The 26,925-nt window shown below is 48.3% G+C and carries 23 protein-coding genes and 1 riboswitch; of the genes, 22 read left to right on the top strand and 1 reads right to left on the bottom strand.

Annotated features, from left to right (window positions below):
- Nucleotides 1-519: 519 nt before the first annotated feature.
- From V3C10_14115 to V3C10_14105, 3 genes are read left to right on the top strand one after another with little or no spacing between them, the layout of a single operon-like run.
- A complete protein-coding gene (locus V3C10_14115) occupies nt 520-1,794 on the top strand; it encodes a helix-turn-helix domain-containing protein (protein ID WVP60444.1) in 1,275 nt (424 codons plus the stop codon).
- A 25-nt stretch (nt 1,795-1,819) separates the two neighbouring features.
- The gene (locus tag V3C10_14110) at nt 1,820-3,502 is read left to right on the top strand and encodes an amidohydrolase (GenBank protein ID WVP60443.1); all 1,683 of its coding nucleotides are present in this window, start codon (nt 1,820-1,822) and stop codon (nt 3,500-3,502) included.
- Nucleotides 3,503-3,533: 31 nt separating this feature from the next.
- Nucleotides 3,534-4,520: an aldo/keto reductase gene (locus V3C10_14105; GenBank protein WVP60442.1), complete on the top strand. Its 987-nt coding sequence runs from the start codon at nt 3,534-3,536 to the stop codon at nt 4,518-4,520.
- An 85-nt stretch (nt 4,521-4,605) separates the two neighbouring features.
- On the opposite strand, the gene V3C10_14100 is transcribed toward V3C10_14105, so the two are convergent.
- Nucleotides 4,606-5,394: a DeoR/GlpR family DNA-binding transcription regulator gene (locus V3C10_14100; protein ID WVP60441.1), complete on the bottom strand. Its 789-nt coding sequence runs from the start codon at nt 5,392-5,394 to the stop codon at nt 4,606-4,608.
- 517 nt (nt 5,395-5,911) lie between these two features.
- On the opposite strand from V3C10_14100, the gene V3C10_14095 reads away from it, so the two are divergent.
- The 19 genes from V3C10_14095 (at nt 5,912) to V3C10_14005 (ending at nt 26,921) form a co-directional block, all read left to right on the top strand.
- Complete coding sequence (locus V3C10_14095; GenBank protein WVP60440.1) at nt 5,912-6,811, top strand: dihydrodipicolinate synthase family protein; 900 nt, start codon at nt 5,912-5,914, stop codon at nt 6,809-6,811.
- Nucleotides 6,812-6,820: 9 nt separating this feature from the next.
- Nucleotides 6,821-7,786, top strand: a complete 966-nt coding sequence (locus tag V3C10_14090) for a ribokinase (protein ID WVP60439.1) — start codon at nt 6,821-6,823, stop codon at nt 7,784-7,786.
- Between the two features lie 21 nt (nt 7,787-7,807).
- Complete coding sequence (gene deoC / locus V3C10_14085; GenBank protein ID WVP60438.1) at nt 7,808-8,470, top strand: deoxyribose-phosphate aldolase; 663 nt, start codon at nt 7,808-7,810, stop codon at nt 8,468-8,470.
- 67 nt (nt 8,471-8,537) lie between these two features.
- On the top strand, nt 8,538-9,740 hold the full coding sequence (locus V3C10_14080; protein WVP60437.1) for an iron-containing alcohol dehydrogenase: 1,203 nt from the start codon (nt 8,538-8,540) through the stop codon (nt 9,738-9,740).
- Between the two features lie 31 nt (nt 9,741-9,771).
- Entirely contained in the window at nt 9,772-10,959 is a 1,188-nt protein-coding gene (locus V3C10_14075) for an iron-containing alcohol dehydrogenase (GenBank protein ID WVP60436.1), read from the top strand.
- Nucleotides 10,960-11,073: 114 nt separating this feature from the next.
- Entirely contained in the window at nt 11,074-12,459 is a 1,386-nt protein-coding gene (locus V3C10_14070; GenBank protein ID WVP60435.1) for a sodium:solute symporter family protein, read from the top strand.
- Between the two features lies 1 nt (nt 12,460).
- Entirely contained in the window at nt 12,461-13,411 is a 951-nt protein-coding gene (locus V3C10_14065; protein ID WVP60434.1) for a ribokinase, read from the top strand.
- Nucleotides 13,412-13,491: 80 nt separating this feature from the next.
- Nucleotides 13,492-14,154 (top strand): deoxyribose-phosphate aldolase, encoded by a 663-nt coding sequence (gene deoC / locus V3C10_14060; GenBank protein WVP60433.1) that lies wholly within the window; start codon nt 13,492-13,494, stop codon nt 14,152-14,154.
- A gap of 12 nt (nt 14,155-14,166) precedes the next feature.
- On the top strand, nt 14,167-14,835 hold the full coding sequence (locus tag V3C10_14055; GenBank protein WVP60432.1) for a hypothetical protein: 669 nt from the start codon (nt 14,167-14,169) through the stop codon (nt 14,833-14,835).
- Between the two features lie 28 nt (nt 14,836-14,863).
- Entirely contained in the window at nt 14,864-15,769 is a 906-nt protein-coding gene (locus V3C10_14050; GenBank protein WVP60431.1) for a hypothetical protein, read from the top strand.
- Nucleotides 15,770-15,806: 37 nt separating this feature from the next.
- Nucleotides 15,807-17,210 (top strand): sodium:solute symporter family protein, encoded by a 1,404-nt coding sequence (locus V3C10_14045; protein ID WVP60430.1) that lies wholly within the window; start codon nt 15,807-15,809, stop codon nt 17,208-17,210.
- A gap of 406 nt (nt 17,211-17,616) precedes the next feature.
- Nucleotides 17,617-19,209, top strand: coding sequence for an ABC transporter substrate-binding protein (locus V3C10_14040; GenBank protein WVP60429.1), 1,593 nt, complete (start codon nt 17,617-17,619; stop codon nt 19,207-19,209).
- Between the two features lie 101 nt (nt 19,210-19,310).
- Entirely contained in the window at nt 19,311-20,258 is a 948-nt protein-coding gene (locus tag V3C10_14035; GenBank protein WVP60428.1) for an ABC transporter permease, read from the top strand.
- A gap of 36 nt (nt 20,259-20,294) precedes the next feature.
- Nucleotides 20,295-21,380, top strand: coding sequence for an oligopeptide/dipeptide ABC transporter ATP-binding protein (locus V3C10_14030; protein WVP60427.1), 1,086 nt, complete (start codon nt 20,295-20,297; stop codon nt 21,378-21,380).
- Complete coding sequence (locus tag V3C10_14025) at nt 21,377-22,201, top strand: ABC transporter permease (protein WVP60426.1); 825 nt, start codon at nt 21,377-21,379, stop codon at nt 22,199-22,201. Before V3C10_14030 ends, V3C10_14025 begins: the two co-directional genes overlap by 4 nt.
- Before the next feature lie 36 nt (nt 22,202-22,237).
- Nucleotides 22,238-23,218 carry an ABC transporter ATP-binding protein gene (locus tag V3C10_14020; GenBank protein WVP60425.1) on the top strand — a complete coding sequence of 327 codons (981 nt, stop codon included), beginning with the start codon at nt 22,238-22,240 and terminating at the stop codon, nt 23,216-23,218.
- A gap of 44 nt (nt 23,219-23,262) precedes the next feature.
- On the top strand, nt 23,263-24,351 hold the full coding sequence (locus tag V3C10_14015) for a TatD family hydrolase (protein ID WVP60424.1): 1,089 nt from the start codon (nt 23,263-23,265) through the stop codon (nt 24,349-24,351).
- A gap of 78 nt (nt 24,352-24,429) precedes the next feature.
- Nucleotides 24,430-26,073: an amidohydrolase gene (locus tag V3C10_14010; GenBank protein ID WVP60423.1), complete on the top strand. Its 1,644-nt coding sequence runs from the start codon at nt 24,430-24,432 to the stop codon at nt 26,071-26,073.
- A 1-nt stretch (nt 26,074) separates the two neighbouring features.
- A riboswitch (purine riboswitch) is annotated at nt 26,075-26,172 on the top strand.
- A 101-nt stretch (nt 26,173-26,273) separates the two neighbouring features.
- Nucleotides 26,274-26,921 carry a CatA-like O-acetyltransferase gene (locus tag V3C10_14005; GenBank protein ID WVP60422.1) on the top strand — a complete coding sequence of 216 codons (648 nt, stop codon included), beginning with the start codon at nt 26,274-26,276 and terminating at the stop codon, nt 26,919-26,921.
- The last annotated feature ends 4 nt before the right edge of the window (nt 26,922-26,925 follow it).

The following is a 26,925-nucleotide window of genomic DNA, read 5'->3' as shown; positions in this document are numbered from 1 at the left end:
ATATAGTTCCTCCTGTGATGTTCGATTGCTGCCGGATCGGTTCTCCGGATCAGCCCTTCTAAGAGATTAGACAGTGCCGGAATCAGATTGTGACAGGAAGCCGGGAAAATATTTAATTCAGACTGTCCGGAACCGTCAGGAAGCGGTGTATTGAAAGGAGCAGATACCGGGATTCCATCATATCCGTCCGGCAGGGCTATACCACTTTGTAAAGTGTATGTATAATTATTGTATAAAAAAGCAGGTTTCTTTAATGACTTTACTTTTCGGAAATGTTATCCTTAAAACATAAAGAAATTCCACACACACAAATTTCCTTACTTATTTTAAAACAATTCTATTCAGTGATTCTTCTGAACACAGTGTGAGCTCACATATTAAAAAAATGGTGTACACCGGGAGACTGCATATCAGATATGGTATGGTTATTGTCTGTCGGTTTTTTTGTTGGAAATATGGAAGAACAGGAAAGCTTTGTGGTACACTTGATTAAAAAAAGACTACAAGGAGTGCTGCAAGATGGATTCAAACGAGATTATTATTAAAGATATTCCTGCATTTTTCAGAAAATTTAAAGGCAGTACAAAAGACGGGCAATATGATTTGTACTGTCAGGAGTTCGCCTACAGCATCATATATGGAAACCTGAACAGCAGCCATGTGGATGAGATCCTGCAGTTGGTTGGACTCAGCTGCGTTCCTGACCGGCTTCTGCTGATACAGACGGATTATAACGACGTGTTCCAGTTTTATCCGGAGTTTAACCAGTTCCCGAGACGTTTCAACATAACCCAGATCCTTCAGCGGTGTGTGAAGCGAAGTGGTATAGAGGGGCTGGTGGCATCCTATACGGGAAGAGGCGTAATCGGCGTATTCCTGTGCACCGGCCAGCAATCCTCCTCGGAAGAAAAAGAGGTCACAGAGAAAATCAGGGAACTGGCATCGGAGATGATTGTAAGGGTCAACGAAGAAATCGGAGAGGGCGTTGCAATCGGAATCAGCAGATACTGCAGCAGCCTTTCAAGATTTCCGCAGGCCTATGCCGAGGGCAAGGAAGGATTGTTCCATTGTTTCAGGCTGGGGAAGAACCATATGGTATTTTACAAGGACATTAAAGAACCTAAGACGGTTTTTTCCAGGGACGAGCTTAAAAATTTCGGCTCTGAGATTGTCTCCGGTATCACGGCGGGAGAACAGAACGCGGTGAAAGAACAGGTGGGCAGGATGATGCGGTACATGCTGTCCGTCGCGATGTCACCGACCAATATACGCCTGATACTGGTAAGTTTCACCGACTCACTGAGAGAGCGGTTCTGCGGCTCCAGAATACCGATTGATACACTGGAAAAAGCATATTTGAACACATCGAAACAGATTATCAACAGCATGTTTGCAGACGATATCGAAAAGGCGATGGAACAGTTTTGCAGTAAATTAATAAAGGAATTGGGAGCGGAAGCACAGAGTTCTGAGGAACTGCTGTTACATAAAATCGACGAGGTAATAGAAAAGTATTATCCCAACAGCGAGTTTAATCTGGACGTAATGGCGACCCTCTTTCATTACAGCTCTTACCATTTCGGGCGCCTTTTCAAAAATATGCGGGGAGAGTCTTTCAGACAGTACCTGGCGAAATACAGGATAGAGCGGGCAAAGGAGTTTCTGGCCAAGGGAGGTAAGCCGAACGAAGTCGCATTTCAGACCGGGTTTAACAGTATCAGCTATTTTTGCACGGTCTTTAAAAGCCTGACCGGTATTTCACCGAAACAGTATCAGGAGAACTTTATGAAATAATTAGCCAATGATGGAGGACAAAGGAATGTCAGTTTTGGCAGATCTTGTTTTTATGAATGGAAAGATCGCAAAAGTCGATACGGATTTTAATTTCTGTACGGCAATTGCGGTAAAAGACGGATGGATCATCGATACCGGAAGTGATGAAGAGATAAAATGCCATATCGGGAAAGGAACGGAAGTAATTGATCTGAAGGGAAAGCTGATGCTTCCCGGCGCCCAGGACTGCCATACGCATGCCTGTCTGGCCGGACTTTATAAAATGCCCTGGTTCCTGGACGTGGGGGAGGAGCATGTTTCCTGCCTGGATGACATTAAAAAGATATTAAGGGATGCGGCGGAAAAGACGCCGAAAGGACAGTGGATCATGGGTTCCGGCCTGAGCTCCGGCTGCATCCGGGAGTGCGCAGAGGAACATCGGCAGATCACCCGCTGGGATATCGATGAGGCGGTGCCGGATCATCCGGTATGGCTCGCCAACAGCGGACTTCACCATATACTTGTAAACACCAGGGCGCTTGAACTGGTGGGAATTACAAAGGACACGCCGGAGCTTAAGCGCCACGAGGGCAAAATCCAGAGACGGGAAGACGGGGAACCGACCGGGTATCTCGACGATTTTATGCTGATGGATGCGGTTGGAAAAGTGTCCACGCTTCTGAGCGATGAACAGATCCGTGACTGTATTATCCTGCTGCAGAGAGAGATGAATGAGAACGGCGTCACCACCCATACCGACATGGTCGGAATCGGCGGAGATCATCTCTTTGCCGGCGCCGGAGGTTCCCGGGTAATCGATGTGTATGAAGCAATGGGGGAGGCGGGCGAGCTCACGGCCCGTGTTTCGGTCAATATCATGGCGGGCCTTAACGGCCTTTCCACCTATGACGCCATCATCGGGGGAGCGGGAGCCGGAAGGGTTCCGGAATTAAAAGACAGAAACTGGGTCGACGCCTGCGCCGTTAAACTCTTCGGAGACAGCATGTGGCTGCGCCCGGACGGAAGAAAGACGGGCGGAAGCAGCTATTTCCCGGGAGATACGATAGAGGAACAGAGGGAAGAGATCACGAGAACCATTGTGGAACTTCACCGGATGGGATACCAGATAGGAATCCATTCCACAGGAGGATGCGGAATCGACACCATTGTGGATGCCTACGTGAAAGCAATGGAACTGTACCCTGGAAAAGATCTGCGCCATTTTGTCATTCACGGTGACGATTTTTCGGATGAGAATATGAGAAAATGTGCAAAGCACCATATCGTGCTTTCCTCGCAGGCAGTGGCTCCGTGGGGATTCATGGAATCTCTGGTGAACAGCGTGGACCCGGAGGATCCGTCCAAAATGTTTGATTACCAGCGTTTTATGGACAACGGCGTCGTGGTGAGCCAGGGGTCCGACGCTCCCTGCATGACGGTTAACTGGCTGATGGGGCTTAAATTCGCGATGACGAGAACAACCGTTTCGGGCACCTGCTATAACAAGGGCAACGGCTGCACGATTGAAGACGGAATCAGAATGTACACGATTAACGGGGCATACCAGAACCACAGGGAGAATGTGACCGGCAGCATAGAGGTTGACAAGCTGGCGGATCTTCAGGTTCTTGATACCGATATTTTTGAGATATCACCGGATGAGTTTGATGAGGTGAGAGTTGTAATGACCGTGGTGGGCGGACGGATTGTCCACTCCATTACCGTTTAGAAAAACTAAAAAATAATAGGAGAAATAAAACATGGAATACACTTATTTGGGACGCACCGGACTGAAAGTCAGCCGTTTTTGTCTGGGAACAATGAATTTTGGAACATCCACAGAGGAGAAGGACGCATTTTATATCATGGATAAGGCATTGGATGCCGGAATCAACTTCTTTGATACGGCGGACGCTTACGGCGGTTTTGCCGGAGAAGGCGAGCACGGCCTGACGGAGAAAATCATCGGCAGATGGTTTGCCCAGGAAGGCGGAAGAAGAGATCGCGTAATCCTGGCCACCAAAGTATTTGCCACAATGGAGGATCCGTTTGAGGGACCGAATGATGAAGACGGACTGTCCGCCTGGAAGGTACGCAGGCATATGGAGGATTCATTAAAACGCCTTCAGACCGATCATATTGATCTTTACTATATGCACCATATCGACCGCCATGTAACATGGCCTGAGATGTGGGGCGCAATGGAGCCTCTTGTAAACACCGGAAAGGCCACTTACATTGCTTCCTCTAACTTTGCGGCCCACGATCTCGTCAGGGCACAGTGGGAGGCCGACAAACGTCATTTCCTCGGCCTGGTAGCGGAGCAGCACCAGTATCATCTGCTTTCCAGACTGCCCGAACTGGAAGTGATTCCGGCAGCCAGGGAACTCGGGTTGGGACTCGTTACTTACTCACCGCTGGCCGGCGGAATGCTCGGGGAAAATGCTCTGAAACGGCTCAGCGGTTCACGCAGCGAGAACCGCCACTATTCGGAGGAAATGGTTAAAACACTGACCGACTTTGCAGGCTTCTGCCACGACCTTGGTGAGAAACAGTCGGATGTAGCAATGGCATGGATTTTAAAGAACCCGGTAGTCACCAGCCCTCTCATCGGGCCGAGGACGCCGGAGCATCTGGACAATATCATTCACGCACTGGATGTGAAACTGGACGACAGCGCGATGAAACGTCTGGACGAGATCTTCCCGGGACCGGGAGGAGAGGCGCCGGACAGCTATGCCTGGTAAATAAAAGAAGTAATGGGCGGATTCCCTGGTGGAGACAAGGGGATCCGTTCTCGCGTGAAGATGTAATATGCCGCTGATTTTTTGTTTATGCAATCAAAATTTCAATATCATTCTTTTTTAAAATTTCAATCCATTCGGAAGAAATCCCATCATCCGTAACAATTGTATCAATATCTGTGAGCTGGGCGAACAGAGCAGGTCTGATTCGGTTGAATTTCGAGGAATCTACAAGCAAAATCCGTTTGAGGGCAGCATTAATAATTGCCCTTTTTGTATCAATTTCATAATGATTTCTGCAGGTGATTCCAAGCAGTTCACTGACGCCGGCAGCTGAAAGGAAAACCTTGGTTGCGCGCGTCCGGTTAATCAGACTCAAACCTTCCGGGCTTTCAAACATCTGTGTATTTTCATGGTAAATCCCTCCGGCGAACAAAAGATTCAGATGCGAGCGCCGGATTAACTCACTCATGATGTTGATGTTGTAGCAGAGAACCGTAAGCGGTACCTGATCCGGTATATGCTTGGCGAAATGCTCCGTTGTGGTTCCCGTATCAATGATTACAGTATCACCGGCGGTGAGCAGTGTTGCAGCAGCTTTTCCAATTCTTTCTTTCATCTCGTTATTCACCAGCTTCTCACCGACAAGATCATAAGGACATTGCTCATTGTGGCGCTGACTGTCGGGATTAAAAATGGCAACTCCCGATATGTAATGAATGACATTCTGTTCCCGCAATTCATAAAGATCACGGCGGGCCGTCATCTCAGAAACCTGAAGATAATCGGCAATATTTTTCAGGGAAGCGCCGTTGCAATCCTTTAAAAAAGCAATGATATTTTTTAGACGAACTGTTTTTTTGTTGTTGTTATTCATATCCACCCCTGTCCTTCAGTACTAAAATGTTGTTTTTCTTTCAGTATAACATTGTAAAAATATACTGTAAATAACAAAATACATAAAATATATTTGTTTTAGCGTTTAATAATTAGAATATACTGCCGGTGGTTGACAAAAAAGAAAAAAGTATAACGCAAGAAAATGAAAATGTTATTCTGACGATAAAAATAAGGTCAAAACAGGGAAAAATGAAGCAAAAAATACTACATAATTGACAACTAAATCTTTGAAAAAATATATATTGACAGATAAAATATGATATGTTACCCTAATATCAAGAAAACTAACTAAGAAATAACAGAATATTGAAAGCCATATTCACAAATGTAAGGATTCTAACAAAGAAAGGAGAAGAAAGGAAACGGGGGCAGGAATTTTAGATTGAGAGGAATCATTGGAAAAGTTATTACCACATGGAAAGCGGACAGCTTGTCGGAACAGGCGGGGATTGCAGCGGTGCATCGTCCGTCAGAAATGAAAGAGGAGGATAAGGATGGAGAGAGAGAAAATGTTTTGGGGAGCCGGTACAGAACTTACAATCAGTTATCAGAGGGACGGTACCATCGATCATGGAGCAATCCGTCATATGGTTGACTGGCAGATAGAGAAAGGCCTCGCTTACCTGTTTGCCGGCGGGATTTCCAGCGAAGCTCATATGATGACTTATGATGAACAGGAAGCGCTTGCAAAGACAATGTGCAGTGAGGCCGGAGGAAGAATCCCGGTTATGTGTAATGTGATGGTACCGGGGTACCGGGACGCCGTCGGTATGATAAAGCGCTATGAAGCGGCAGGAGCCGACGCAATATGTATTACTCCGCCCTACCTGACAGATTATTCGGAGAAGGCTCTGGAAGAATATTTCACTGCGTTAATAGAGGCGTCAAGAGTACCGGTCTATATTTATAACGCTCCTCAGACGCATAATATGCTGTCACCCATACTTCTGTCGAAGCTTGTCAATACATACGATCATGTTCACGGATACAAAGACAGCACTCAGAGTATTACTTATCTTGAAACTGCAATGGGTTTGATACAAAAGAAATTCAATTATATTGCAGGGAGTGATTCGACTATATTTACGACGCTGGCTCTCGGCGGCTGCGGAATCATATCCTTTATAAGCATTGCTTTTCCAAAACCGATCATCGAATTGTGCGATGCCTTTTTTGCAGGAGACTTGGACAGGGCCAGAGAATGCCAGGCTTTTATTATGAAAATCCGCGATATTTTAAGAAAAGGCGGAAACAGCGCGGGGTATAAATACGCTTCAGAACTTGTGGGGTGCCCAATCAGAGGAACACGTTATCCGGACAGTCTTCTGATTCTCCCCGAAACTTTGAAAAAAGAGATCCATGACGGATTGAGGGAGCTGGAATTAGTACCATAGGGGGGATAAATGATGGAACATGTATTTGTCATCAACAGCTATTTCTGGCTGCACAGCTTTTACAGCAGTACGCTTCCGGGAAACGGGGAGACGCTGATTGGCACAGGGTACCGCCCGTCAGGAGGAGGCAAAGGCGTGAACCAGGCATTTGCCGCCGCATATGAGGGGTGTTATGTCGAGGTAATCGGGCGCATCGGCGCCGACTATGCAGGAGAGATGTGCAGGAAAGAGTGCGCATCGGTAGGAGGCATAGGCTGCCGTTATCTTCAAAGGGATGAGGAACATGCCACCGGCAGCGGATGTATTCTGCGCGATGAGGAGGGAGGCAACGCGATTGTTATTGTACCGGGCGTTTGCGATGACTTCTCAAAGGCAGATTTTGACGCAGCAAAGGAATATATTAAAAAATGCAAAGCAGGCGGTTTCCAATTGGAAGTGAATCCGGAAACAATTGGATATGCAATAAAAGAGAGCGCAGGGCTCGGTGTAAGGACGTTTCTGGATCCGGCTCCGGCTATTGTCCTTCCGGATGACCTTTATCCATATATCAGCTTTATTAAACCAAACGAACATGAAGCGTCGATTCTGACGGGCATTCGGGTCAGCAGTTACACAGACGCCAGGAGAGCCGGATATTGTCTCATGGAAAAGGGGATAAAAGAATGCGTAATTATTACAATGGGAGAAAAGGGATGTGTTGTTGTAAGCAGAGATGGTGCATATATCGTGCCCTGTCCGCAGGTTTCGGTTGAAGATCCAACCTGCGCTGGAGATTCCTTTGCCGGAAGCTTTATCGCTTCGATAGCAAAGGGAAAGACCATTAAGGAAGCAGTTATTCAAGCGTCCTGCCTAGCTGCGCTGACCGTCTCACGATCCGGCTCAATGTACAACTGTTTTTTTGATTCCAGGGAGCAGCTCGAGAAAATACAGAAAAGGTATCTGGAGAAAATCGAGTATGAAATAATAAAAATATAATTATTCGACAAGGAGATAACAATGAACAACAAAGAAATTCTGGGACATATTGATCACACATTATTACAGGCAACCTCCACATGGGAGCAAATTAAGGTGATTTGCGAAGACGCAATCCGGTTCGGCACGGCATCTGTCTGCATTCCTCCGACGTTTGTGGAGCGGGTACATAAGGCGTATCCGGAGCTGAATATCTGCACGGTAATCGGTTTTCCACTGGGATATCATACGACTTATGTTAAGACGGAAGAAGCTTTGGAGGCAGTTAGAAACGGTGCGAACGAAATTGATATGGTTGTAAACCTGGGGGATGTAAAGGAAGGGAGGTTTGAAAAGGTTACACAGGAGATTGCAGCTCTGAAAGCAGCCGCAGGATCCCGGATTCTGAAGGTAATTATTGAGACATGCTATTTGACGGAGGAAGAAAAAATACGGCTCTGCCATTGTGTGACAGACGCCAAGGCCGATTTTATCAAGACATCGACCGGTTTTGGGAGTGATGGAGCAAAGATGGAAGATATTCTGCTATTCAAACGTAATATCGGTAGCTGTGTAAAAATTAAAGCAGCGGGAGGAGTAAAAAGCAGAGAAGACTTAGAGGGATTCCTTCTTGCAGGGTGTGACAGGATCGGAACAAGTTCAGCAGTGAAACTGCTGCAGGGGGAGACAGCCGAAGAATATTAATGACGAAAACGGGTGCTGCGAATAGGTGCATATCGAGGAGATTTTTGCAGAGAGAGGGGAGGTTTTTATGGTTAATTTTGTACTTCGAAACTATACGGACATGATATACGGAAAAGATCAGGAGACAAAAACGGCAAAGCTGATAAAGGATTTTGGAGGAACCAGAGTTTTGATACATCATTCCGGAGAGGATTTTGTTCTGGAACTGATAGAGCGTGTGAAGGGATATCTGGATGAGGAGGGACTTGCATGGGTGGAGCTTTCAGGCGTTGTCCCAAACCCGCACATTGAACTGGTCTATGAAGGAATTGCATTATGCCGAAAAGAAAACGTAGATTTTATCCTTGCTATCGGCGGCGGAAGCGTAATCGACAGTGCAAAGGCGATAGGGATTGGAACCCTCTATGAGGGCGATGTCTGGGATATTTATGAAGGGAGAGACAGACAGAAAAGGAGCCTGCCGGTTGGTGTCATTTCCACATTTGCAGGAACCGGCAGTGAGGCGACGTTTGGGAGCGTTATCACCAAAGGCAAGATCAAACACGGAATTGAAGATCCTGACGATTTTGTACTGATCCGGCCGAAGTTTGTAATTATGAATCCTGAAATCACCTATACGGTTCCCAAATTTCAGACAGCGGTGGGGATTGCCGATATGCTGACTCACCTGACGGAAAACTTTTTTACGGCTGATCCTGATAATGATTTGTCCGATCACCTGGCCTGTGCCGGGATCAGGACGGTTTTAAAATTTGCCCCTGTTGTTATGCAGGATCCCTGTAATTATGAAGCAAGAGGAGTGCTGATGGTATTAAGTCCTCTGGCAATCAACGGAATCATGAAGGTCGGCCGGTGGGGAGACTGGGGCTGCCATGATATCGAGCATGAAATGTCTGGAGAGTGGAACATTTCCCACGGCGCAGGCCTGGCTATATTGATGCCGGTATGGATGAGATATGTTTATAAAGACCATATGAAATCATTTATCAAATTTGCCGTGGAAATGTTCAGGATTCCGCTTGATGTGGATGAACCTGAAAAGACGGCCCTGGCCGGGATTCGGGCTTATGAGGATTTTCTCTATAATATGCTCGGACTTCCGTCTTCTCTCAGCGCTTTGGGAATTCCACCGGAGGAACTTGGGGAAGAGGTCATTCACAAAGTGGCTGAACAGGTGTTTTACCGGGGAAATGAGACGACGGGCAGGACGCATCCTCTTCGTAAAGCGGATGTTGTCCGGATTCTCAGACAGTGTACAGGGCTGATATAGAGCCGGACGCAGCGGAAGAAGGAGGTTACAGATGATTAATTTTGAACTTAGGAATATGCCGGATTTCTTTTTTGGGAAAGGGATGGAAAGAAGATGCGGGGAACTGCTCAGGGAATTTGGGGGAAGCCGAGTATTGATACACCATTCGGGTGAGGCGTTTGTACGGCCGCTAATTGAGCTTTTAAAAAAAGACATAGAGCGGGCCGGGCTTACCACTATCGAACTTGGGGGCGTGGTGCCGAATCCGAGGCTTTCAAAAATCTATGAGGGTATCGAGCTGGGAAAACGAGAGAAAATTGACTGTGTGCTGGCTGTTGGAGGCGGAAGCGTTATCGACAGTGCCAAAGGCATTGCAATGGGCTGCGCATACGACGGAGACGTCTGGGATTTTTACTGTCAGAAGGCGGTGCCTGAGAGAATGCTGGTGCTGGGAGTGGTTTCCACCTTTGCAGGCACAGGAAGTGAATCCAGCAGAGCCTCGGTGGTTACGAATGACAAGACGCAGCTCAAGAGATCGGCAGATGATTTTGATTTGATGAGGCCGGATTTTGCAATATTGAATCCGGAGCTGACGCAGAGCATTCCACCATTTCAGACGGCATCCGGTGCGGCCGACATCTTTTCTCATCTGTGTGAAAATTACTTTTCTGCTACAAAAGATATTTATCTGAGCCGCCAGCTTCTGACGGCAGGAATGAAAACAGTCCTGAAAAATGCGCCGATCGCGGTCAGGGAACCAGATAATTATGCGACAAGAAGCGCTCTGATGATGACGGCTCCCCTGGCAGTAAATGGAATTATGCGCCTGGGGCTGGTGGGGGACTGGGCCTGCCACCTGATTGAACATGAGATGTCGACAGAATGGGATATACCCCACGGGGCGGGGCTGGCTGTGATTACACCCTGCTGGATGGAGTATGTGTACAGGAGAGATGTAGAATTGTTTGCCAGATTTGCGGTAGAAGCTTTTAACTGCGAGTACGACTTTGATAATCCGGAATGGACGGCAAGGGAAGGAATACGCAAAGTCAGAGGATTTTTCAGAGACTTGGGCCTGCCGGGCAGAATTCAGGAATTTGCCGGTGAAGTATCAAGCGGGACCCTGAAGAAGCTGGCGGCCAGAATTCCTTATGACAAAAACGGGGACAAATGGGAAATTGGCTGTACCTTCCATCTGGAAGAAAAAGATGTTTACGAAATTTATAAGATGGCGCTGTAAAAAAGGGGGAAGGTAACGTACGTAGGAAGATGTGTACATTGAAATGTGGTAATTGTGAGGGCGCTGAACAGATATATAGGGTACATATACACTTCAGGAGAAGGGAGTTTGAATATGAATTTGACGTTATTAATGGCAGTTTTGGGAGTTTATTTTTTATTAATGATCGCAATCAGTGTTGTGGGAAGAAAATATGCTAAAACATATGACAGTTATCTGAATATCGGCCGTAATGCAGGCGTTCTGCTGATTATGGGCGGAGCCATTGGCGGGCATATAGGAAACGGATTCGTGGTGGGCGGAGCCGGATCGGGAGCCGAGATGGGAATCGGCGGTATATGGTATGGAATTGGCTGTGCCCTATCATATGTAGTCTTATCGTTTACAATTAATGATTTTCTTTACAAAAAGGGGTATATCTCGCTTTCGGATTTCCTGAGAGAACGTTATGGTGACCGGGTTACGACACTTGTATACAGTTTAAGTACGGCATTTTCGTTTATTGGCAATATGGCTGCACAGATTATGGCAGGCAAGGCTCTGTTTATCGCTCTTGGCCTTGACGGAAATGTGGGGGCTGTTGTTATTACAATCGTAGTGCTCCTATATTCGCAGATCGCAGGTTTATGGGGAGCCTTCGCCACTTCCGTTGTCCAGACGGCAATCATACTTACCGGTCTAATCGGCACTACCGTTTTTGTTATGATGCAGGGGGGAATAAGAATCATCCTGGAAGCAGTGGAAACAGGCGCCCTTCCACAGAGCTTTTTTACCGCCGTGCCTTTTGATAAAGCTACATTAATTATGCTGATTGTTCCGACCTGTCTTGCCATATTTACGGATCAATGTGTATTCCAGCGTGTCAGCTCGGCAAGGAGCGCACTTACCTCCAAAACAGCTCACCTGCTTTCTACAGTTGTCATGATTCCTCTGGCTGTGATGCCCGTATTTATAGGAATGTATGGAGCGGCTAAATTCGGTGTACGAGACACATCCGCATTTTTTGCAGTTGTTTTGGGCAGCCTTCCAGCTCTCCTTGCCGCGGTTCTTGTGGCGGCGGTAGTGGCAGCGGTTATGTCCACGATAGACACGCTGTTTATCGGCGTATCGGCAGTAGTGCTTCACGATTTGTATAAAGGTTTTATCAATCCCAATGTATCGGAAGAAGCGATTAAGAAGATGAATGTGGTTTTAAATATTATCGTTGCCTGTTTTGCACTCCTGATATCGCTGAGCTTTACGAGTATCGTGGGACTTCTGTCATCTACCTATACATTCCTCGCCTCCTCCTGTCTCGTTCCATTTTTGGGCGGCCTCCTGTGGAAAAAGGGAACGGCTAAGGGGTCTGTGTCAAGCTCGGTAGTCGGTATGATCGTAGTTATTTTAAACATGGTGGGACTTCTGCCGCTGCCGTATGCAAGTGTATTTCCGATTCTTCCGGCATTCATCGTGTATGTGGTGGTAAGTCTTTGTACCCAGCAGAAAAGTTTGGAGGGATAATATGACAAAAAATAATAAGGCTTTTATACTCGGAAGTTACCATTGCTGCTATTCGTTTACAGCAAAAGAAATGCCCTCCATGGGAGAAACCGTTATGGGTTACAGGTTTAAGATGTCGGGGGGAGCAAAAGGACATGGCCAGATGCTGGCGGCTGCATTGGCAGGCGCAGAAATAAGCGGAATCATGAGAGTAGGGGATGATGAATACGGCCACCTGTGTATCCATGATTTTGAGAGAGCCGGTATCGACTGTACGCATGTAAAAATTGATAAGGAACATGCGACCGGCGCAGCCGGAGTTATGCTGAACGAGAAAGGTGAAAATATCATTATTGTGGTACCGGGAGCTAATGCGGAAATTACAACGCAGGATATCGACAACGCGGAACCGATGATTCGGGAATGCGCTGTGGCCGGTTTCCAGTTTGAAAATAACTTTGACGCGATTGAGTATGCAATCAGGAAGGCTCATTCACTTGGAGTAGAGACAATGGTAGATCCGGCCCCGGTCGTGGAATTTAATGAGGAACTGTATCATTTTATTACATATATGAAGCCGAATGAGCATGAGGCATCCTTACTCAGCGGCATCCAGGTGGTAGATTATGATACTGCTGTTCAGGCGGGAAGGATCCTTCTTAAAAAAGGAGTAAATAAAGCCGTAGTTATCACGATGGGCGGCAAGGGTTCCGTTCTGGTGGAGAAGGACGGAGAGAGGGTGTTTCCGTGTGTTCCCGTCATCGTGCGGGATACCACCAGTGCGGGGGACACCTTCGCGGGGGCCTTTGTTGCGGGGCTTGCCTCCGGAATGGAGCTGCCGGAAGCAGTGATCCACGCAGGATGCATTGCCGCCTGTGCGGTGAAGAGAGGTCCGCAGGAGTCAATCTTTGAATTTTTTCCGGAGAAAGAGGAACTGGAGAAAATGAAAGCAGACTATAGAAAATTGCTGTAGTGGAAAAAGACAGCCGGAGTAAGGTGGGCAGACAGAGACTCTGCCTGCCGAAAACCGGGAAAGGAGCGTGAACGGAACGAATGGAAATAACGAAAAGAAATGTAGAACATATGCTGGACGGGTCCATGGCAGCGGCGAATCCTACAATTGAAGAGGCAGTCGCGTTTACAAAGCGGGCGGCGCAGTACGAATTTGCCGGAATACTGGCCTCGGCTTATTTTATCAGGCACGTTGCCGATATCGCCCATGAAGCGGGAAGAAAGATTGTTTCCGTCGTGGATTATCCGATGGGGGGAGCGGTCAATGCGCTCCGCCTGAAGGCGGCACAGGAGGCATTTAAGGCTGGGGCGGACGAGCTGGATGTATCTATGAATATCAGTGCATTTATGGCCGGAGAGTATGAAAAGGTCAAGGATGAAATTAAGGCGGTGCTTGAACTGGCAGGGGAAGATAAACTGATTAAAATTATTTATTTTGCGACTCTGCTCACACCGGACCAACAGCTTAAGGCGGCTGAACTGTGTATTGAATCAAAAGTGCCGTTTCTGAAAACCAATACGGGACATGGATGCAGGAGTACTCCGGAGGAAGTGCGGAATATCAAATCCCATTTCGGCGATGCAATTAAGGTCATGGTTTCGGGAGGTGTCAGAAACGGGCAGCAGGCAAAGGAGATGATTCTTGCTGGCTGTGACAGGATTGCAACAAGCGCGCCGTTTCAGATTTTAGACACCTTTGAATAAGGAGAGGGACACATGAAAAAAGCAGAGTTAGCGAAAAAGATGATAGCGACCGACCTGTCAATCGGACATACGAAAGAGCAGATAAGTGAATTTGTAAGAAGAGCAATCCATTATGATTTGTATGGTGTCTGCGTTTTCCAGAATATGGTGAAGACAGCGATTGATGAATCCAAAGAAAAGGTGAAGGTCTGTACGGTAAGTGGTTATCCATCCGGCATCGATGTACCCGAGACGAAGATTGCGGATGCTTTTTTCTCCGCTAAAACTGGTGCTGCCGAAATTGATATGGGAGTTAACCTGTCGGCATTTAAATCAGGTGATAAAGAGACGTTGGCCATGGAATTGACAGAGACGGTTAAATTAATTCATATGGAAGGAACCGCGTTATTTGCAGTTTTGAATACATATCAGCTCGGCGAACAGGAGCTCGAAGAGCTCGTGAAGTTTTGTGAAGACTGCGGTGTAGACGGGCTGAAGACGACCTCCGGTGATCTGGTCATCCCCAGAAAAACAGTCGCCGGCGATGTGAAGAAGATAAAAAGTGCCTTGAAGCGGGAGCTGCCGGTTAAGGCGGAAGGTCTTGTCGAAACCGAAAAAGAGGTAAGGGATTTGTTGGAGGCTGGGGCAGATATTGTATGCAGCAGCCGGGCCTTTGAGATTCTGGATGCTATAAAGGATTGAGAAAATAAATGAAGGGATGTGAAAAGCAATGGAGCTTAAGCGAAGTTATGAACCGGTATCGGGAGGCCGTATTGCCTATACGGAGGATTTTTACAGAATAGACGGAGAGATCCGGGCATGGAACCTGGAACATTTGAAAAATCTGCCGCCATTTGAGATTCTTATAATCAAGAGCAGGAAATCAAGGCAGCTTACGGTTTGCCCGGAACGGGAATATGAAGGCCCTGTTTTAACTAAAGAGGCGGTTGACTTTCTCGGGACGGTGGGTATTAATACAGTCATTACCGATGCAGGGGAACTGGAATATACAGAGGGCAATATCAGAATTATACAGACAGGGACCTTATATGGAGTCCTTCCCGGATATTACACATGTAAAGAAGTGGACGGTAAAATCCTGATTGGAAACGTCGAAAGAGGCTTTCTGCCATTGGGTGTAAGGAGGGATGGCAGTCTTTATTCCAGGATCCAATGGGCCAGTACAACCGAGAAGAATCCTTATTACTGGGTCTGTAACCTGATTGACGATGACGTGGAGAGGCATGGTGGAACCTGGGGAGCAAATACAATGGGGCCTGCCAATGCGATTCTGGACTTTTTCGGGGAGGAGCAGACAATTGGAACAGTACGTATTTTCCATAACGTAGGTTCCACCATCAGTATTGAGGAGGAGATGGCGGAACATATCCGTCTTTATATCAGCAATGATGAACAATGCTCACGTTTTGGAAGGGAAGATGAAGAGATTGATATTGTAAGCTGGGAGAAAATTCTGGATGTGCACATGGAGATGAAAGAAAAGTGGAACACCTACTTTCTGGAGCGGCCGGTCAAGGCAAGATATCTGCGCATAGAACTGGTTAAAAACTTTGGGACTCCGGAGGATGTGCCGTGGACAGAAACAGCGGAATTAAAAGTGTTCCCCGTGCTCTGAGCGGTTATGTCGTAACTCATTCTTGCAGGCTGCGTTTATGCTGGCAGCCATCTGGAAAGGGGAAAGCATGACTACATCGGGGATGATGGTTGGAATCCTGTTCGTGTATATGATAATGACAGGTTTTATAGGCCTGAGGGGAAGGAAATATGTAAAAACGTTTAAGGACAGCATAACGGCCGGAGGACAGTCGTCTCTTCTCCTGCTTACAGGCAGCGCGGTCGGGATGCAAATCGGCAGCGGCTTTGTAATCGGAGGGGCTGAATATGGGGCTTTATATGGATTGGGGGGAGCATGGTACGGTTTGGGGTGTGGTCTTTCATTTATTGCAGCCGGAATGATTGTGACAAAATTTATCTACCGCCATGGATATGTATCCCTGTCCGACTATTTCAAAGAGCGCTACGGGGGGTATTCCAGCAGGCTGATTTATAGTACCGTCACGCCTTTAAGCTGCATAGCTTTGTTTGCCGGACAGCTTCTGGCCGGAAAAGCTGTTTTCTATTCCGCAGGCCTCAATGGAAACATGGGAGTAATTGTCACCGCAGCCGCTTCCTTTTGCTATGCGGCTGTCAGTGGTTATTGGGGAGCGCTTGTGGCCTCTTTCCTACAGAGTTCGGTCATCTTTGTGGGCATGATGGCGGCTCTTTTCCTGATGGTTTCTGGAAATGGGGTATCATTTCTTCAGTCTGGGCTGCCTGAATCCTGCTTCTCAATGTTTCCGTATGACGGCGAAACATTTGTCATGAATACGGTGCCGACAATTGCTGCAGTATTCGTCAGTCAGGGATTATTTCAGCGGTGCGCTTCGGCTAAGAATGAGAGGGCGGCAGTTTACGGCAATCTATTTGGAGGCATTCTTTTACTGCCGGTGGCTTTTGTGCCTGTTCTTCTCGGAATGTATGGAAGATGCCTTTATCCGGGAAAAAACGGAGACGAGGTTTTTATGCTGCTGATTCTGGAAAAACTGCCTTCACTGGCCGGAGCGATACTTCTGGCAGCTATAATCTGCGCGGTGATGTCGGCCTGCAATTCCATTTTTGCATGCGTGTCGACAAATATAGTACATGATATATACAGGGGAATGATAAAACCAGATGCGGGCGAAAAGGAATGCAGACAGCTGATGTTTATTGTCAATGCGCTTGTATGTATATTTAGTGTAGTCCTGGCCTTGTCTATGAATAATATAATTGAATTGCTGGCACTCAGTTATACCTTTATCAGTGCCGGCTGTCTGCCGGCGTTTGCAGGCGGTGTCTTCTGGAAAAAAGGAAATTCTCGGGGAGCCGTGGCGAGCGCGGTACTTGGGATTGGGTTTGTGCTCCTGAATGGTTTAGGAATAGCAGAGCTTCCCTATGGCAGTGTATTTCCGCTGCTTCCCTCTGCGATAGGATATGTTGTTGTGAGTTTGATGACACAAAATAAGAAACAGGGTTAGGGGCTTCTCCGCAGGCAGTTGGGGAAGCCCCTAACCCTGTTTCTTCCCCAACTGTTATATACCACACATAAAAAACGAAGTTTTTTTTAAAGAGGACCCTCCTGTTTTTGTAATGACAATTAAGTAACAATATGTTAATATTCAGGCATGGAAATAAATTAACACTAAAATATCCAAAAATTCCGGAAAAATAAGGATATAAGTAGTTATAATGGAACAGGAGAAAATAATTCGGATTATTTTTTATATTCGGATTTTCGTGATTAGCATGAAAAGATACTAATTTTATGCAAGTCCGTCTGAAGCGGGGAACAACAGCCATATGACATGAAACCGACGGAAAAAATTGCAATATTAAATTCTTCTGTTTCTTAAAAGGTGAACGAGGGTTGAAAGGAGCCAGAATATGAAAAAAATGAGATTACTGACAACGGCGGCAGCGTTAGCGCTCTCCGTATCGATGATAATAACCGGCTGCGGAGGAAATAAGCAGGCGGCCACAGGCGGAAGTTCCGCCGCAGAGCAGAGTTCAGCCGAAAATGGGGAAAAGGTGCTGAAGGTTGCGACACACTGGGAAAAAGCCACTTTTGATCCGGCGCTCTGGGGCGACGGAGGAAGTGTTAAAGCTGGTATTTCTATTTTCGAGACACTGCTGACCTTTGATGAAGACAGAAATCTGGTTCCCAGCCTGGCAGAGAGCTGGGAGGTTTCCGACGACAGGAAAACTTATACCTTTAATCTGAGAAAAGGCGTACAGTTCCATGCCGGATACGGTGAATTCACATCCGAGGACGTGGCATACACACTGGAACGTTTGAGCGATCCCGACGTGGGAGCCACGGATACAAAATCAAAATGCAAGGTAGACAACATCGAATCCATGGATACCTCCGACCCTTATGTGTTTGTGCTTCATTTAAAAGAAGCGGACAATGAAATCCTGATGGATTTCGCATCGTGGTACAGCAATATCATCTGCAAGAAGGCATACGAGGAACTGAAACCTTCCGGATTTGGTGCAAAACCGGTCGGAACAGGGCCTTTCGAATACGAATCCGGCAAACCGGCAGAGGCATATGTGATTAAACGTTTTGAAGATTACTGGGGAGAAAAAGCCCTTTTAGACAAAGTGGAAATTACGATGCTGGCCGATGAGTCAAGCAGAATCAACCTCTACAATGCGGGTGAAGTAGATATCATGACCCTGAACGATGCCAACAGCATCCTTAAATTCGAGAATACGGAAGGCTGCGAAGTAAAGAAAGTTGCGGGAGCCGGATGTTATTACCTCGGCATGAACCTGGAAAAGGAGCCGTTCAACAATCCGAAAGTCAGGGAAGCCCTTAAATATGCAATCAATTACGATGAAATGCTTAATGATTACTGGAGAGGAACGCTGTTCCCGCCGACAGGCTATGTCCAGTCCTACTGTATTTATGCCAGCACACCGGAGCAGAGCGGTTATACATATGAATACAACCCGGAGAAGGCCAAACAGCTTCTGGCGGAGGCAGGCTATCCGGACGGCTTCTCCACATCGGTTGCCTCACCGAACGACACCCTTTCCAAAGGACCGCTGCTTGTCATCCAGGAGTATATGGCCGACATCGGCATCGATATGCAGTTAAACCTCACCGAGTTTGCAACTTTCCTCGATGATGTGAGAAACGGGCGCCACGAAATGTGGTTCCTGGTAAATGGAGACGGATACCGCGGTGACCAGTGGCTGACTTCGTTCACAAGCGCCAAGATTCCGGGAAGCAACTGGTGCCAGTTTAGAAATGAAGAATTTGACGAGCTTGTAGCCAAAGGTTTTGAATCCATCGATAAAGCCGAGAAAGATAAGTATTTCGGCGATGCACAGAAGATTCTTGTTGAGAGCATTCCTTCCATTCCGATCGCCGAATCCTGCGGTGACATCCTGGTTAAGGATACGGTAAAAGGTTTCTCACTGAACGCTGAACTTCTGTTCCAGTTTAAGGACATGGATCTGCAGTAGTGGACCTGTAAAAGAGCTGCTGTCCACGGTACGGCTGTTTTTCGGAAGAGGAGCGGCCGTACCGTGAATGATAACGCTTCACAGGTTGAAGGAGGGGAAACATGAAACGTTACATATTAAAACGTCTGTTATTTGCCATTCCCACGATTCTTGGAAGCATGATCGTGGTATTCCTGATTATCCGTTCCATTCCGGGTGATCCGGTGGCGATGAAGTTCGGCAAATCTGCCACTGTCCAGGAAATAGAGGAGTACAGGGAAGAGCACGGATATAACCGTCCGATGGCAGTGCAGCTGGTAGATTCCGTATTTGATACGCTGCGGGGAGATTTGGGATATTCGATGGCGAATAACCAGCCGGTATTCGGCATGATACTGGACTGTCTTCCAAACACGCTGGAACTGACGATATTCGGGGTGCTGTTAGCCATTGTGCTGGGAGTGACGTCGGGGATATTTGCGGCATTGTACCGCGGCAGTATATTTGATATGGCGATTCTCAGCCTGAATACGCTCCTGATGTCGATGCCCTCGTTTTTCCTGGGCCTGATTCTCATCATCGTATTCGGCGTTCAGCTGAAACTGATTCCGGTAATCGGCCTGAACCTGGCGCCGGAAGAGCATTTCCTCGGCCTTATCGGACCGGTCATCACGGTTGGCCTCGGTTCGGCGGCATCCATTGCCAGGACGACGAGAACCTCGATGCTAAAGATTCTGGGAAATGACTTTATTAAGGTCTGCAAGTCCAAGGGAATTGCAAAGAGCGCCATCATTTTGAAACATGCCCTGAGAAATGCACTGACACCGATTATCACGGTGGTAGGCGGAACCTTTGCCGCATATCTGGGCGGCGCGGTTGTAACGGAGACGGTTTTTGCAAGACCGGGAATCGGAAAACTTCTGGTCGATGCCATTAACGCCAGGGATTACACGGTAATTCAGGGGACGGCGGTATTTCTGGCAGTATTTATGATTCTTGTAATTCTGGTTACGGATATCTTATACGGCGTGTTCGATCCGCGTATTCGTGTTCAGGATTCTGCAAAATAAGCAAAATAACGAGAGCTGGAATTGGAAGGTTGACTTATGGCTGGGCAAAACAGAGAGAAAGATAACAAAGAGATAGATAACAAAGAAATAGATACGGAAAAAGAAGTGGAAAAAGAAGTAATACTGGAAGTGAGAGACGTAAAAAAATGGTTTCCCAACACCGCGAAGAGCAAGGAGTTTATCAAGGCTGTTGACGGAGTATCGCTTTCCATAAGAAAAGGGGAGACTTTCGGCCTGGTGGGGGAATCGGGCTGCGGGAAAAGCACCCTTGCAAGACTGATCCTCAGTCTGTATAAAGCGACGGCCGGGGATGTATATTTCCACGGGAAACCAATCTATAAGATGAACGCCAGACAGCTTCGCGAAGTGCGCCGGGAAATGCAGGTTATTTTCCAGGATCCTTACGAAGCGCTGGATCCGTATCTTACCATTGAAGAGATTATTATGGAGCCGTTAGATATCCACCAGTACGGCACCAAACAGGAGAAACGGAAAAAGGTGGAAGAGATGTGCAGCCTGGTCGGACTGCCGGTGAACCTTCTTACAAGGATGCCCCATCAGCTGTCCGGCGGCCAGAGGCAGAGGGTGAATATCGCCCGAAGTCTGGCGCTTAATCCGGAATTTGTCATCTGCGACGAGGCGGTGTCCGCCCTGGACGTATCGGTCCAGGCACAGATCCTGAATCTGCTCCGGCATCTGCAGAAGGAACTGGGACTTACCTATCTTTTTATTTCCCATAACCTTTCCGTTGTAAAATACATATCTGATACAATCGGCGTAATGTATTTCGGCCATCTGGTTGAAGTGGCGCCGAAAAACGAACTGTTTGCCGCCGTAAAGCATCCCTACACCCATGCGCTTTTGTCGGCGGTGCCGCTTCCGGATCCGGACTATCAGGTCAATACGGGAGCGCTGACCGGCGATGTGCCGAGCCTCTTAAATCCGCCGTCCGGCTGCATTTTCCATGAGAGATGCCCGTACAAACAGGAGCGGTGCGGGAGGGAGGCCCCCGTGCTTGAGAGTGTGACGGCTTGCCACCAGGTGGCCTGCCACCGGTATAAAGAGCTTACATTAAAGCTGGACTACAGCTCCGGCTTTGGAAAAGGAGGGGAAGGCAGATGATAAAACGGCTGCTGCATAATAAAATGGTCGTGTTCGGGGCAGTTGTCATACTTGCAATGATGTTTCTGGCAGTGGCGGCCCCCTTGCTGACACCCTATGATTATAAGACGAATCACCTGGGCGACCGTCTTCTGGCTCCGTCGATGCTTCACATCATGGGAACGGATGATTACGGGAAGGACGTGTGGACGAGGCTGATATACGGGGCCAGAGTGTCCTTAAAGGTTTCATTTCTGTCCGTAATGCTGGCTCTTTCCATTGGAAGCACCATTGGTTTTGCCTGCGGTTACTTCAGGGGAAAAATGGATTTCTTTGTAGGCAGAATGATGGATATCATGATGGCATTCCCGTCCATGTTGCTTTCGATGATTATCGCCATCTGCTTCGGTTCGACGGAGACCAGAATGTGCCTGGCAATCGGAATTCCGGTTATTCCGGGCTTTTACCGTATTGCGCGGAGCGAGACGCTGTCCATCAGGGAGCGTACCTTCATCATGGCGTCGAAAACAATGGGCGCGGGGAGCGGCTACACGATTTTTAAACACATTATTCCCAATGCCCTGCCTCAGATTTTCATCACCTTATCGGGGACAATCGGCGGCTGTATCATGGCGGAATCCTCCCTTGGATTTCTGGGTCTTGGGATAGCGCCGCCGACGCCGTCCTGGGGAATGATTATCAACGAGGGCAAGGATGTGTTTATCGACGCCCCCTGGGTTGCCATATTCGGCGGTCTGATGATCACGCTGACGACGCTTGCGTTCAATCTTCTGGGAGACGGCCTGAGGGACGTGCTGGATCCGAGACTGAGAAGTAATTAACGGAGGCGGCGTAACGAAGCGAAAAGGAGAGCGGATATGGAGCATTTGCTTGAAATAAAGGATTTAAAAGTGGAATTCCCGTCGAAAGCGGGCAATATCCACGCGGTAAACGGCGTAAACATGTATGTGGATAAGGGAGAAATCCTGGGCGTCGTAGGGGAATCGGGCTGCGGAAAGAGCGTGACGCTGTCCAATATCCTGGGACTTGTGGAGGCGCCGCCCGCAATTATAAGCGGTGAAATTACATTTAACGGTGAAAACATTTTATATAAGAACGACAAGGAATTCCGGAAGATAAGAGGAAAAGAGATCGCCATGATTTTCCAGGATCCGATGAACTGTCTGGATCCGGTCATCCGTATCGGTAAGCAGATCATGGAAATGATTCTGGAACATGAGAAAATGGATAAAAAACAGGCTTATGAGGAGGCTGTAAGCCTTTTAAAGGTCGTAGGAATCCCGGATCCGGAAATTCGGATGAACAGTTATCCCCACCAGCTTTCCGGCGGCATGTGCCAAAGGGTGATGATAGCGATAGCGCTGGCCTGCAAACCGAAGCTTTTACTGGCCGACGAGCCGACAACGGCCCTGGATGTGACGATACAGGCCCAGATTCTGGGGCTTCTCAGGGATATCCGGGATCAGTTCGGAACGAGCATTATCATTGTAACACACGACCTGGGCGTCGTGGCGACGCTGGCACAGCGGATCGCCGTTTTCTACGGCGGCAAGGTTGTGGAGGAGGCGGATACGAGATCGATTTTCAGGAACCCGACCCATCCGTACACAAGAGGCCTGATTGCCTGCGTTCCCAGCCTGGCGGCCGGCGATGAGGATCTGAATGTAATTGAGGGCAATGTCCCCGACTTATCCAACATGCCCGCAGGCTGTCCCTTCCATCCAAGGTGCCAGTCTGCGACGGAGGAGTGTAAGAGCGGGGAAATGGAGCGTTTCAAAGTCTCGGAAGGTCACTATAGTTACTGCTTACTTTGTGCGCAGCAACACGCTTCACAATAGACGGCAGAGTCAGATTTGTGATTTTAAAGGAGAGGTGTTTAACTATGAAAAAGGTTGTTACGGTTACAGGGGAAATCAAGCCGGAAGAGCTCGGCTTTACCGATATGCATGAGCACATCCTGATGAAGGGGCGGGTGTTCCGGGAGCAGTTTGTGGAGGAACATCCGGGATTTAAGGAATCTGTAGGGGAAAACGAGAAGAATACGCTGGAAAATATCGGTATCATCCGCAGAAATAACATGTTTACCTGGGACACCCAGGATCTGGATGACCCGGTGGTCATGGAAAAGGAAGTTGCCGACTTTAAGGCAGCCGGAGGCCGGTCCCTGGTGGAGATGAGCGTCCCCGGAATCCGCAGCGATATCAGGGAAGTGAAAAAGATTGCGGAACATACGGGCGTCAATGTAATCGGTACGACGGGTATTTACATCTACGAATCATGGCCGGAGTGGTGCCACAATGCGGAGATAGAAGATTTCATGGACTTTATGAAGCGTGAGATCGAATATGGAATTGAGGATACCGGCATTAAACCGGGAATGATCAAGGTGGGAATTTCATCCGGCTTCCGTCCAGGGGAAGAACTCTTACTGCGCGCGGCTGCCAGAACAGCCAACGAAACCGGGCTTCCGCTGACGGTCCATCCCTGCTTTACGATGGGAGGAGGCCCTTTGGAAATCGCAAAGATCCTGAAGGAAGAAAACGTGGACATGGAGCGGACCGTGATTGCGCATATGGGTGCGTTTCTCGGAGAGGGCAGTTTAAAGACGCTGATTACCAACCAGAAGAGCTGGGGGATCAGCCTCGACTATCTGCACCGCGTCCTGGATACGGGAATCAACATCTGCATCGAAATCTGCAACACCTCGGACAGGGAGGCCACAGGCTCCACAAGCCTTCCTGGATGGATGCGCCTGGCGGCCGTCTACCAACTCATCCAGGAGGAATATGCAAAGCAGCTCGTCCTTGCGACGGACACGTGCGCGAAACATATGGCCAGATATTACGGCGGCGAGGGCTACGGCCGTCTGACGCGATACGCCATTCCGACGCTCCGCGATATCGTGGGCGTGTCACCCTTTGCCATCGACCAGATCATGGTGAAGAATCCGGCCAGAATCCTGGCGTATTGATGATCGGACGGAGCTTCAGCCCTAAAAAACAATGTTTTACGCCGTGTAATCGCGGTTTACAGGAAAGGCGGAAAAAAGATGCACAAGGCAGATACAATTTTAATCAATGGAGTCATTTGTACAGTCGACCCTGCATTCCGGTTTGTACAGGCTCTTGTGGTTGACGGCGGTAGAATCCTTTACTGCGGAAATACAAGCCAGGCCCTTAAATACCGGGGGGAAGAGACGAAAATCATCGATCTGGAGGGGAAACTGGTGCTTCCGGGAACCTTTGACGCCCATATCCATGCGGCTTTTGCCGGACTGAGCCTGTCACCCGACTTTGTCAAGGTGGAGCCGGAGGATGCATGCAACTTAAAGGAATTTAACGAAAGAATACGGGAAAAGGCGGAAAAACTGCCGGAAGATACATGGATCATCGGCTGGGGATTTAAGACATGGCAGGTGGAGGAGTGGGCAAAAGAAGACCGTCTTCCCACCTGGAAGGATATCGAGGAGGGCTCCATGGGGCATCCCGTCATTTTAAATGACGGCGGCCTCCACACGATGCTCGTGAGCAGACGTGCCCTGGAGCTTGCCGGAATCACGAAAGATACTGTGTTTAAGAAAGAGGAAGGCACCATGTTCCGGTTTGAGGACGGCAGCCCAACGGGGCTGTTCACCGATTTCGGAACCCAGGCGGCGGTAGGACGCGCGGCCCATCATCTTGTGGGAGATGAGATGGACGAGTGCCTGATGCGGATGCAGCGGCAGATGAACAGCTACGGCATTACCTCCCATAACGACATAGTCGGCATAGGCGGAAACGATATGTGTTTCGGAACCTACGGCGAGGAGGCCATCCACGGATACGAGAGGCTGAGAAGGTCGGGAAAACTGACGGCCCGCGTCTTCGTCAATATTCTGGCCGGAAAGGGTGGCGTCCAGAGCTACGATACCATATTTGAAGGAATCGGAGAAATGAGGCTGCCGGAATTCGGCGACAAGGAGTGGGTAAGAGCGGATGCCGTCAAGGTGTTCGGAGACGACGGATGGGAGAGGGATCTGCCTCCCGGACAGAACGGATACTGCATGTTCCCGGGCGAAACGCCGGAGGAACAGGGAAAAGAGCTTGCCAAAACACTCAAAGAACTTCACCACAGGGGCTGGCAGACGGCCACACACCTCACCGGAGGACGTGGAATCGACGTAGCGGTGGATGCCCTCTCGGAGGCGGAGGAGGAAGAGCCGGGACGCGATCTGCGCCACTTTATTCTTCATGCCAGCGGTTCCAGCAGGGAGAACATCAAAAAGTGCGTGAGACATGGGATTGGCTGCGGGGCCCAGGCCGTGGGAGGTTATGAGTTCGGCGGCGAGACGGACTACAAGGTCCTTCTGGACGGAGGAATGCTGGTGGCGGAAGGATCCGATGCCCCGGCGCTTCCGATGAACTGGATGAAGGGACTTCACTTTTTGGTGAGCAGAAAGGCGAAGGACGGGAAGGTTTACCACCCGGAGATGGCCATTGACATCCGTGAGGCCGTCCGGATGTACACGATTTATCCGGCCTGGCAGAACCATGCGGAAGATTTCTGCGGTTCTCTGGAAGTGGGGAAATGCGCCGATCTGCAGGTTCTGGAACGGAATATTTTTGAGATTCCTGCGGATGAGATTGAACACGTGAGGGTTCTGATGACGATGTGCGGGGGAAAAATAGTATATCGGGATTGCATAGATTTATAAAATCATTTATAATTTGATTAGTTATATAAGCTCATAATATGGTTGAGCGTTTCTACCAACTGCCGTAAATAGTTGATTATGACCCATGGTTATAGTCTTCTGTTTACGGCAGTTTTTATTGAGCGGCAATGAAAAGTCCGCGAAGCGTGCTTTTCGTCCTTAATTGCCGCAGGGAATGATAAAATAAAGGAGGATATTATATGAGTTACACGTTTCTGGATATGGATTCCTATAAAAGGAAAAACCATTTTGAGTATTTTAACGGTCTTGGGTTCCCTTACATGGGTACAACGGCCAATGTCGATGTTACACAGTTTGTTGGGGCGGTAAAGCAGAAAAAACTCCCCTTCTTTCTTTCATTCTGCTATTGCGTCGCGAAGGCGGCCAACAGCGTCCCCGAACTGAGACAGCGGATTCGCGGCAATCGGATTATCGAATTTGACAACTGCAAAACCTCCCACACGGTGGCCCAGGAGGACGGGACATACTGTTACTGCACACTCGACAGCAGCATGGCGTTTGAGGATTATCTTCCCTATGCCGTCCGGGCGCAGGAGACGGCCAGGATGCAGAACAGTATTGAGGAGGAGAAAGAAGATACGGATGAGCTTCTTTTTATTTCAACACTGCCGTGGTTTTCGTTTACTTCCCTCATCCAGCCGGTTCCCATGCCTGCCGACAGCAATCCCAGGATTACATGGGGAAAATACTTTGAGGACAATGGAAAATATCTGATGCCCGTATCGCTCCTGTGCCATCACGGATTGGTCGACGGCGCACACCTGGCTTCATTTTACCGGTCGCTGGAAGGCGGAATTCTGATTGACTTTTCCGAAGGCAGGGCATAAAATA

The sequence above is a fragment of the [Clostridium] symbiosum genome, from assembly GCA_036419695.1.
GTDB classification, from domain to species: domain Bacteria; phylum Bacillota; class Clostridia; order Lachnospirales; family Lachnospiraceae; genus Otoolea; species Otoolea symbiosa_A.
This window is presented reverse-complemented; position numbering and strand designations above follow the sequence as displayed.